The sequence below is a fragment of the Pseudescherichia vulneris genome (assembly GCF_902164725.1).
GTDB lineage: Bacteria > Pseudomonadota > Gammaproteobacteria > Enterobacterales > Enterobacteriaceae > Pseudescherichia > Pseudescherichia vulneris.
Genome location: NZ_LR607338.1, coordinates 805,150 through 815,420, shown reverse-complemented (window position 1 = coordinate 815,420; position 10,271 = coordinate 805,150). Strand labels below are relative to the sequence as shown.

The following is a 10,271-nucleotide window of genomic DNA, read 5'->3' as shown; positions in this document are numbered from 1 at the left end:
CGCTCCCTCGCGCTGCTCGGGTCGAACCTCCCTGCCCCCGGAGGTTCTCATCCTCTCAGGCTCAGAAAGCAAAAAGCCTGCTCTAAGAGCAGGCTTTTCTAATTTGGTCGGTGATAGAGGATTCGAACCTCCGACCCCTTCGTCCCGAACGAAGTGCGCTACCAGGCTGCGCCAATCACCGAATGCGGGGCGCATCTTACTGCTGGCAACCCCGACCGTCAATCCCTTATTGTAAAAAAGCCCTTCGATCGGTGAGAAACTCACCATCCGGCCTAGTTCGCTTTCGCAGCCTTGTCCGGCACTCGACACCAGTTGTTGTTCTGGTTGATCCCGCCGTCCGGCGAGGTGTAGCCCAGACAGCCCATAATGGTGTCATACAGCTCAACGTGACGGCGCGGCACCTTCATCGCCGCCTGCTGCTTGAGCTGGGCAAACATCTTCGCTTTCTCCGGGTTCTCCAGATACTTGTCAGACATCCACACCATCATCGGCACGCGGAACTGCTCCGGCGGGGCCATGTTGCGCGGTGTACCGTGCAGGTGCTCATGCTCGTTGATCGACTCACCGTGGTCGGCGGCGTAGAAGACGATCGCCTTTTTATCCCGGACCTGATCGATAACCTTGGTAATAAAGCTGTCGACGTAGGTGACCGAGTTATCATAGGCGTTGATCAGCTCCTGCTTGCTGCACTCCTTATCAATACCCACGCACTCCGGGGTCCACTGCGCATAGCTACGCGGATAGCGCTGCACGTAGTTGTAGTGCGACCCTTTGGTATGCAGCACAATCAGGTGCTTACCGGTTGGGTTGTTCTGCAACGCAATATTGGTCTCATCCAGCAGCAGCATGTCGTCGACGTGCTTGCCCCGGTTGCGCGGCTCAGCGCCGATCTGCTCGCGGTAGCTGATGTTGTCCGCCATGGTGTTGCTGTAGAACCACATCTCGCTCTGCATCGCATAGAGATCCGAGGCGAAACCAAGCTGCTTAAGCACCGCAAAGATATTCTGCTCCTTCAGGGTACGCTGCGGATTCTCATCCGCCCCGCCCTGCCGGACAAACATACAGCGCAGCGAGAGCTTGGTCGCCGTATCGCAGGAGTAGCCGCGGAACGCCGCCAGGTTCTTCTCCTGAGCGAGCTTAGGCGTGGTATTACGCTCGTAGCCAAAGATGCCCATATGATCCCAGCGGGTGGTCTCACCGATGATAAAGATCATGGTGGTATCCTCCAGGTCTTTAGGCGGTACGTAGGTGAACTTCGTCGCCGGGTTCATCAGCGACTTGTTGTCCGAAGACTCATCCACCTGCGCCCAGGCATAAAGCCCCAGCGCCGACAGCCAGTTGGACGGCAGATAGGAGTTCGCCACCACGCCACCGTAGCTCGGCATATCCACGCCCGTGCTGCGCTCGACCTTCTTCTGCTGCATATCCATCAGGCGGATCGGCCCCCAGACCATCAGCCCAGCCAATACCACCAGCGTCACGCTGCGCAGGCGCTGTCCCGGCGTACGCAGCTGGCGCAGCAGGGTGTAGCGGCAGCGGTTGCTCCAGATAAACAGCAGCGGCAGCGCGCTGACGGTCACCAGCCAGATCACAAAGTGCAGGCCCACCACCTCTTTCGAGAGGTCGATATCCGTGGTCATCACCGAGGCAACGATGCCATAGCCAATCACCACGTTCAGGAAGGTCATGTAGTAGCTGGCCCCGGCGGAGAACAGCACCAGCAGGGTGGCTAGCACGCGCCAGGCACGACGGCCCAGCAGCGAAAGCACCCGCAGTAAAAAGAAGGTGATCAGTACCGTGCCGAAAAGCTCAATCGCCACGGCGCAGGCTTTGGAAAAGGTAAAATCTTGCGCATAGCTGTCAAAACGGCGGAAGAAGACGGCGCAGTTCATAAACAGGCCGATGTATAACGCCAGCAAGAAGCTAAGCCTCTGCTGCGTCATGATTTTGATATATCTCATGCAAGCTGCCCTGTAAAAAGGGAATCAATAAAAGCACCTACATACTGTGTCTTTCACCAGCAGGCAGGTTAATAGAGTGCGATGGAAGTCAAACCAGGTAACTTCTTAAAGCGCGGCATAGTAGACCACAAGGCTTCAAAAAAGTGTCATGGGGAATGTGATCCGGTCAGATATTTACAAAAATATGACCGGATCGAGAGAGGCAGAAAAAAGATTAAGAGGTAATAACGTTCAGGGTAACGTCGATGTTATCGCGGGTGGCGTTAGAGTACGGGCAAACAACATGCGCCTTCTGTACCAGCTCTTCCGCTTCCTGACGGTCCATGCCCGGCAGGTGAATATCCAGCTGGGCCTCAATGCCAAAGCCGGTCGGGATCGGCCCGATGCCTACCTGCCCTTCTATATAGGCATCCTGCGGAATTTTCTTCTGCTCTTGCGAGGCGACGTGCTTCAGCGCGCCAAGGAAGCAGGCCGAGTAACCTGCGGCAAACAGCTGCTCCGGGTTGGTCGCTTCGCCACCTGCCCCGCCCATCTCTTTGGGTACGCCGAGTTTAATATCCAGCACGCCATCAGACGAGACAGCGCGGCCATCACGGCCGCCGGTTGCTTTTGCTTTCGCGCGGTAAACCACTTTTTCTAAAGACATAGGGTGACTCCTTTTTGTTGGAAGCGCTAATCACTAAAGATAGTCGCTGTCACCCGTCCAGGGAGGATTACCGCACGAAAAGCCCTTAGGCATGCACCTGTTTGTACACTTTACTCTGCGGCTGGCGAATGGTGGTGGAGAGCGCCAGAGAGACGATCAGCAGGGCAAAAATCACGCAGAAGGTGATGAAGAAGCCACCGAACAGCGAGGCGATAATTGAACCGCAGATGCTGCCGATACCGAAGCCTAAGTAGATCACGCCGTAGTTTTTCGCCAGGTTGTTCAGGCCGAAGAATTCGCTTACCAGCGACGGGAATACGGTGATGGTGCCACCGAAGTTAAAGGCGACGCAGGCGATGGCGGCGAAGAAGGTCGTCGCATTGAGCGGAGCAAACAGCAGTGCGGCCATGCCCACCAGCGAAACCACCTGGCCGAGGGTAATCACCCGGATACGGGCAATCTTGTCAGAGAGAATACCCAGCACCAGACGGCCGGCCAGGTTAGCGATAGCAATCACCGTGACCGCGTTGGCTGCGGTAGCCATATCCAGATGCACCATGCCCTGGGCGATATCTTTTGCCACGCCAATCACGTACAGGCCGCTCATGCAGGCGGTCAGGAACATCACCGCCAGCATCCAGTACTGCGGCTTACGCATTGACTGTGCAAGGGTGAAGTCGTTTTCGACCACGCCGTTGGTCATCGTAACTTTCTGCTGCGGTGCGTCTTTCATCAACATCGCGCCGAACAGGATCATACCCATCACGATTGCGCCCCAAATCATAAAGGTGCTCTCCAGGCCAACGGTCGCCAGCAGCTGGCTGTCGATAAACTTGAAGCCGAGGCTGCCAAGCCCGTAGGAGCCAATGGCGAACGCCGAGATCAGCCCTTTACGCTCCGGGAAGTATTTGACGCAGTTAGAGAGGGTCAGCAGGTAGCCTGCGCCATCGGCCAGGCCGACCAGCACGCCGGCGCTGAGCCAGAGCATCATCAGGTTGTTCGCATGCGCGGTGAGCATCAAGCCAACGCCAAGCAGGACGCCGGATGCCATCGTGACGCGCTTAACGCCAAAGCGCTCCTGTAGCTTCCCAGCTACCGACGAGGAGATCGCCAGGCCCAGGCTGAGCAGACCAAAGGAGAAGGCGACCTGGCTTACCGGCTCATTGAGCTTTTCTGCCAGCGCGCTGTTAAACAGGCTCCATGTGTAGACCGATCCTAAAGCAAACTGGGTGATGATAGTGCCGACCAGGGTTAGCCAGCGGGTGCGATTTGCGGTTGATGTGTTCATGGCAGTCTTCCTGCATAAGGAAATTAAGAAACTCTCTGCCGTCAACGATAGCGAAGCGCATTTCATGCCGGGTGAAAAAAGGCATGAAATGCAGCAAGGAGGGAATGAAATGCCTTGGAGAGGGAATGAATAGCAGCGCCATTTTCAGTCGCTGCGTTTTTTAGCACATAAGTTAGTGCGTACTATCGCGGCCAGGCGCGCCAGCCGTGTAGTTTAAATGTTAATCAGTTGTTTGAAACAGGTATTAAAAACGGGCGCTCACGCCCATGCTGTAGAGATAGTTCTGCCCGGTCACGTCGTTCTCTGACTGCGACATAGAGGCGTAGGCTGCCATATGTGGATTAAGCAGCATATCCGCACCAAAGGTGACGTCCATCCAGTTGCCAGACTGGCTGGAAGCAGAGAGGCGATTGAGGCCCGACTGGCTCTTCCACTGATTTTCGCCAAACTGCTGATTGTAGCTAACCTGCGCCCACGAGCGGAGATCGCCAAAGTGGCTGTCTACCCGCCAGCCCACGGAGCTGACGCTGGCATGCCACAGCGGATCGCTAAACTGCAGGTTGGCTGGACTATCGCCAAACTCATTGAACATCGTTGAGGTTGAGCTGTCGTAATGCCAGACCGCTACCGGCCCGGTGGTGACGCTATGAGCCAGTGGAAAATTCCACCCCATGCTCATCGTACTTGTGGCGTCGAGTGGGTTATCATCGGGCAGGTTAAAGGCTGCACCAGGCAGGTTCTGTCCCGACCGGATACGCTCCTCCAGAATATCGTCATAGCGTGGTTGGTGATCGCTATCCCATGTATAGCGATCGGCCGTATTACTTTCCGGGTCGATCACGATATATTCCTGCTGCCAGGCATTCGCCGTGTGGCAGAAAAACACGCAAACAGACGCTAACGCCAGGCGGCGGCCACTGAATTTTTTAGTGTTCATCAATGCGACTCCAGAAGAGAGCCGAATTCGGCATTATTGTTATCGTTCTTGGTGGGCTTAAGACCCTGTATTAAATATTGTCTCTTTAGTAGACACGTCAAGCCAGCGGCAGTGATTTCTTTTGTGATTCACAGCAACAAAGGGAGCGGACTATGCAACGTTGTGGCTGGGTCAGTCAGGACCCGTTATACATCGACTATCACGACAGGGAGTGGGGCGTTGCGCAAACCGACGACCAAAAGCTGTTTGAGATGATCTGCCTCGAAGGCCAGCAGGCCGGGCTGGCATGGATCACGGTGCTGAAAAAGCGGGAAAACTACCGCCGCTGCTTTCATCATTTCGATCCGCAGCGGGTGGCGGCGATGCAGGAAGAGGACGTCGAGCGCCTGATGCAGGATGCTGGCATTATTCGTCATCGGGGGAAAATCCAGGCCATTATCGGCAACGCTCGCGCTTATCTGGCGATGGCGGAAAACGGCGAGTCCTTTAGCAAGTTTGTCTGGTCCTTTGCCGGGCACCCACCGCGCGTGACCCAGGCGGCCACCCTCAGCGACATCCCCACCTCTACCCCGGAATCGGATGCTCTGTCAAAGGCGCTGAAAAAACGCGGCTTTAAGTTTGTCGGCACGACCATCTGCTACTCGTTTATGCAGGCCTGCGGCCTGGTCAACGATCATATTACCGGCTGTTTCTGCCATCCAGGAGGCGAGGATGATCCACGAATGGCATCGTAAAGATAGCGCTCCGCTGCTGCGACTGTGGCTGGAGAGCACCGCCTTTGCCCACCCTTTTATCCGGGAGAGCTACTGGCAGGAGAGCATCCCCATGGTGCGGGATGTCTACCTCGCCAACGCCACCACCTGGGTATGGGAGGACAACGCGGGGCTACAGGGGTTTGTCAGCGTAATGGATGCGCGCTTTGTCGGCGCGCTCTTTGTACGCCCCACCGCCATCGGCAGGGGCATTGGCCGGGGGCTGCTGGAGTACGTGATGCAGCGCCACCCCCAGCTCAGTCTGGAGGTGTACCAGAAGAACACCCGGGCGGTGCACTTCTATCATGCCTGCGGGTTCCGGATTGAGGATTGCGCATGGCAGGATGAAACGCAGCACCCGACGTGGATCATGAGCTGGCAGGCGGATCAAACGCCGTAAGCGTCAGCGCCGGACCGGTGTACTTCTCTACCCATGCCAGGGCGGTATTGCCCGCGCAGCCGTTGCCTAGCCGTGAGGTGGGAAGATCCCTCGTCAGCACGTTGACCGCACCGTTTTTACAGATGCCTCCCGCCGCCGGGTCGAGATCCGGCCAACCGCCTTCATGAATGCAGATCACCCCAGGGCGGATGCCCTCGGTCACGACCGCACCCGCCAGCACCTGCCCGCGTCCGTTCCACACGCGCACCACGTCGCCGGCAACAATCCCGCGCGCCTGTGCATCCTGGGGATGCAGGGTGATGGGTTCACGCCCGGCCACCGCGTACCGCTCGCGCAGCTCGCTGTAGCTCATCTGACTGTGTAGACGGTGCGCCGGATGCGCCGACAGCACCTGCAATTGCCCGTGTTCCGCGTTGCCGTGCCACTCCACCGGCGCAAGCCACATCGGGTGCGGCGGGCAGTCGGCGTAGCCGTATCCGGCAATGCGCTTCGAGTAGATCTCGATTTTGCCACTGTCGGTTTTCAGCGGATTCGCCTGCGGATCGCGGCGGAAGTCAGCAAAACGGATAAAGCGCGCGTTCTGCTCGCTCTCCGGCATCTCAATCAGCTGGTTGGCTTCCCAGAACTCAGCAAACGGCGGCAGGGTCACGCCCTGGCTCGCGCCGCGTTGGCCAGCGATCTCATAGAAGGTTTCCAGCCATTGCAGATCGGTTTTGCCCTCGGTAAAGCGCGCCCGGCCCCCCTCTTCCCAGCGCTCGCTCAGGTCGGCAAAGATCGCCAGATCGTCCCGGGCTTCGTCCTGCGGGGCCACGACCTGCTTCATCGGCACCAGATGCTGGTTGCTGTAGTCGCCGGTCATGGTGAGATCGTTACGCTCAAAGGAGGTCGTCGCGGGCAGGACGATATCCGCGTGTTTCGCAGCGGCGGTCCAGTAGCACTCGGAGATCACCACCAGCTCTGGCTTCTGCCAGGCGCGGATCAGCCGATTGGTATCCTGGTGATGGGTAAAGTTTGCGCCGCCTGCCCACCAGATAAAACGAATGTCCGGGAAGTGCCTGTCCATGCCGTTGTGCTGGTACGCACCGCCGGGGTTTTCCAGCGCCTCGACGATACGCGCCACCGGGATCTTATCGACTGCATCCACGCCGCCCTGCACGCTGCCCTGCATTGAGGCCAGCACCGCTGCCCGCCGCGTTGGGTTGCCGCCGTTCGCAAAGTGATAGGAGAGACCAAAGCCGCCACCCGGGGTGCCGATCTGCCCCAGCATCGCCGCGAGGGTCACCAGCATCCAGTGCTTCTGCTCGCCATACTGCTGACGCTGCATCCCCCAGCCGGACATCAGCATGGTGGTATTTTCATGGAACAGCCTGGCCAGCTCGCGGATTTTCTCCACCTCGAGGCCGCAAATCGCTGCCGCCCACTCGGCGCTTTTCGCTACGCCGTCGCTCTCGCCGCTCAGGTAGGCGGCGAAGACCTCATAGCCCTCGGTGCAGCGCGCAAGGAAGTTGCTGTCCTGCCAGCCGTTCTCCAGCAGGGTATGGGCGATGCCGAGCATCAGCGCCACGTCGGTCCCCATATGCGGGGCGATCCACTCCATGCTGTCGCCAAAGAAATCGACCGTCTCCGATCGCATAGGATCGATGCAGATCAGCCGCTTGCCGCTGCGCCGCAGCCGATCAAAGAAGGCGATGCCCTGCTCATCCGAGGCGTTCCATGCAATTTTCAGGGTATTGAGCGGGTTAGCGCTCCACAGTACCACCACCTCGCTGTGCTCCAGCACCAGCGGCCAGCTGGTCTGCTGCTGATAAACTTCGTTGCCGCCGACGACGTAAGGCATGATCGCCTGCGCCGCGCCGGTGGAGTAATCCCCCAGGTGACCGGTGTAGCCGCCAGCAAGGCTCATATAACGCTGCAGCAGCGTCGCTGCCTTATGCAGCACGCCATTGGAGCGCCAGCCGTAGGAGCCAGCAAAGATAGATGAGGGACCGTAGCTGTCGCGAATGCGCTTGTGCTGAGCGTGGATCAGATCCAGCGCCTCGTCCCAGCTGACGCGTACAAACTCATCCTGGCCGCGAACGCCCTGCGGGCTCTCCGGCGAGGCGAGAAAGCCTTTGCGTACCATGGGAAAACGCACCCGGGTCTTGCTGTGAACCTGGTCGCGCACCGCGGTCTGGAGCGAGTTCGGATGGGCGGTCGGCAGCGCGCCGCGTGAGTTCAGAACCTGTACGCCATCGGTTTCAACCAGCATCGGCCCCCAATGGGCCGCGGTCAAAACCGTTTTAATCGTTGTGTTTGCCAAAGCGCGTGCTCTCCGGTCATAGATGCAGGTGTGATGACCCTTTATACAGGCCATTCAATGTTATTTACAAAATTCGGATTCTTTCCGGAAATTTTCACCCTATTCAGGCGTCATAATCAACCACCACCTTGCAGTGGCTTAGAACGAAAACGTATTTAAGGATAAACAATGAAAAAACGCGTCATTATGATTGCCGCTGCGGTATGCGGTGCCATGGCAATTTCTGGCTGTACGACTAACCCCTACACCGGCGAACGTGAAGCAGGCAAATCTGGCATCGGTGCGGGCATCGGCTCGCTGGTCGGTGCAGGCGTAGGCGTCCTCTCCTCCTCGAAGAAAGATCGCGGTAAAGGTGCGCTGATTGGCGCAGCGGCAGGCGCGGCCCTCGGCGGCGGGGCGGGCTACTATATGGACGTGCAGGAAGCCAAACTGCGCGAGAAAATGCAGGGAACCGGCGTGAGCGTGACGCGAAGCGGCGACAACATCGTGCTTAACATGCCGAACAACGTCACCTTCGACAGCAGCAGCGCGACCCTGAAACCGGCGGGTGCTAATACCCTGACCGGCGTGGCGATGGTGCTGAAAGAGTATCCGAAAACGGCGGTGAACGTGGTGGGCTACACCGACAGCACCGGCGGCAAGGATCTCAACATGCGTCTGTCACAGCAGCGCGCCGACTCGGTTGCCAGCTCGCTGATTACCCAGGGTGTAGACGCGACCCGCCTGCGCACCAGCGGCATGGGCCCGGCGAACCCGATCGCCAGCAACAGCACCGAAGAGGGCAAGGCGCAGAACCGCCGCGTCGAGATCACCCTCAGCCCTACCCAGTAAACAGAGACGCTCCCTCCTGTAGGCCCGGTAAGCGCTAGCGCCACCGGGCAAATAACTTGCTTAGACCGATTTTCTCGCTAAGGTATTCTCACTAAAGTCAGGGAAATCAGCGATGAGCAAATCACCACGCCCCACCATCAGCGATGTCGCAAAAGCGGCGAAAACCGGTAAAACCAGCGTGTCGCGCTATCTGAACGGCGAGCAAAACCTGCTCTCTGAGGATCTGCGCCTGCGCATAGAGCATGCCATTGCCGCCCTCGATTACCGTCCCAGCCTGATGGCGCAGGGTCTCAAACGCGGTCGCACCCGCCTGATTGGCCTGATCATTGCCGACATCACTAACCCCTACTCCGTTAACGTGCTCAGCGGCATCGAGGCCGCCTGCCGGGAGAAGGGCTTTACGCCGCTGGTCTGTAATACCAACAACGAGCTGGACCGGGAGCAGCACTACCTGGATCTGCTTCGCAGCTATCAGGTGGAGGGGATCGTGGTCAACGCCGTCGGGATGCGGGAGGAGGCGCTGAACCGCCTGCAGCAGTCGGCGCTGCCCATGGTGCTTATCGATCGCAAAATCCCTGATTTCGCCTGTGACGTGGTGGGGCTGGATAATACCCAGGCCGCTACCACCGCCACCGAACACCTGATCCAGCAGGGCTTTGAGGCGCTGCTGTTTCTTAGCGAGCCGCTCGGCACGGTCAATACCCGCCGCGAGCGCCTGAGCGCCTTTCGCGCTACGCTGGCGCGCTATCCCGGCGTGGTGGCCGAGAGCGCCGAGACGGTGCTGCACGAGGCGGCGCAGATCGATAACACCCTGCGGCAGTTCCACGCCCGCCATCGCGGGATGCGTAAAGCGGTGATCTCTGCCAACGGCGCGTTAACCCTTCAGGTGGCCCGCTCGCTCAAGCGCATCGGCCTGCACTGGGGCAGCGACATTGGCCTACTCGGCTTTGACGAGCTGGAGTGGGCCGAGCTGGCCGGCGTCGGCATTACCACCCTCAAGCAGCCTACCTGGCAGATTGGCTACGCCGCCGTTGAGCAGGTGGTGCGCCGCATCGACGGGAGTGATAATACCGTGCGCGAGCAGCTCTTCTCCGGCGAGCTGATTGTGCGCGGCTCAACGTCTCTTTAATAACCTTCGTGACGACGATCATGCTTTA

Annotated in this window: 9 protein-coding genes and 1 tRNA gene; 4 read left to right on the top strand and 6 right to left on the bottom strand. The window is 58.7% G+C overall.

Going from position 1 to position 10,271, the window contains the following annotated elements; all coding sequences use genetic code 11:
- Positions 1–104 precede the first annotated feature (104 nt).
- The 5 genes from FN633_RS03315 to FN633_RS03295 form a co-directional block, all read right to left on the bottom strand.
- Positions 105–181: transfer RNA gene (locus FN633_RS03315), tRNA-Pro, on the bottom strand.
- Between the two features lie 91 nt (positions 182–272).
- On the bottom strand, positions 273–1,961 hold the full coding sequence (eptB, locus tag FN633_RS03310) for a kdo(2)-lipid A phosphoethanolamine 7''-transferase (protein WP_154056725.1): 1,689 nt from the start codon (positions 1,959–1,961) through the stop codon (positions 273–275).
- Between the two features lie 214 nt (positions 1,962–2,175).
- Positions 2,176–2,607 carry an organic hydroperoxide resistance protein gene (locus FN633_RS03305; protein ID WP_042394035.1) on the bottom strand — a complete coding sequence of 144 codons (432 nt, stop codon included), beginning with the start codon at positions 2,605–2,607 and terminating at the stop codon, positions 2,176–2,178.
- An 85-nt stretch (positions 2,608–2,692) separates the two neighbouring features.
- Positions 2,693–3,895: an L-lactate MFS transporter gene (locus FN633_RS03300; protein ID WP_154056724.1), complete on the bottom strand. Its 1,203-nt coding sequence runs from the start codon at positions 3,893–3,895 to the stop codon at positions 2,693–2,695.
- 244 nt (positions 3,896–4,139) lie between these two features.
- The gene (locus FN633_RS03295; protein ID WP_154056723.1) at positions 4,140–4,832 is read right to left on the bottom strand and encodes an autotransporter domain-containing protein; all 693 of its coding nucleotides are present in this window, start codon (positions 4,830–4,832) and stop codon (positions 4,140–4,142) included.
- 152 nt (positions 4,833–4,984) lie between these two features.
- On the opposite strand from FN633_RS03295, the gene tag reads away from it, so the two are divergent.
- Entirely contained in the window at positions 4,985–5,566 is a 582-nt protein-coding gene (tag, locus tag FN633_RS03290; RefSeq protein WP_154056722.1) for a DNA-3-methyladenine glycosylase I, read from the top strand.
- A complete protein-coding gene (locus tag FN633_RS03285; protein WP_154056721.1) occupies positions 5,544–5,984 on the top strand; it encodes an N-acetyltransferase in 441 nt (146 codons plus the stop codon). The genes tag and FN633_RS03285 overlap by 23 nt, the downstream gene beginning before the upstream one ends.
- On the opposite strand, the gene FN633_RS03280 is transcribed toward FN633_RS03285, so the two are convergent.
- Positions 5,953–8,337: a molybdopterin guanine dinucleotide-containing S/N-oxide reductase gene (locus FN633_RS03280; RefSeq protein ID WP_154056720.1), complete on the bottom strand. Its 2,385-nt coding sequence runs from the start codon at positions 8,335–8,337 to the stop codon at positions 5,953–5,955. The genes FN633_RS03285 and FN633_RS03280 overlap by 32 nt on opposite strands.
- 114 nt (positions 8,338–8,451) lie before the next feature.
- Between FN633_RS03280 and FN633_RS03275 the strand changes: the two genes are divergently transcribed.
- Together FN633_RS03275 and FN633_RS03270 are read left to right on the top strand one after the other, a co-directional pair.
- Complete coding sequence (locus FN633_RS03275; protein WP_154056719.1) at positions 8,452–9,114, top strand: OmpA family lipoprotein; 663 nt, start codon at positions 8,452–8,454, stop codon at positions 9,112–9,114.
- 112 nt (positions 9,115–9,226) lie between these two features.
- Positions 9,227–10,243: a LacI family DNA-binding transcriptional regulator gene (locus FN633_RS03270; RefSeq protein ID WP_154056718.1), complete on the top strand. Its 1,017-nt coding sequence runs from the start codon at positions 9,227–9,229 to the stop codon at positions 10,241–10,243.
- The last annotated feature ends 28 nt before the right edge of the window (positions 10,244–10,271 follow it).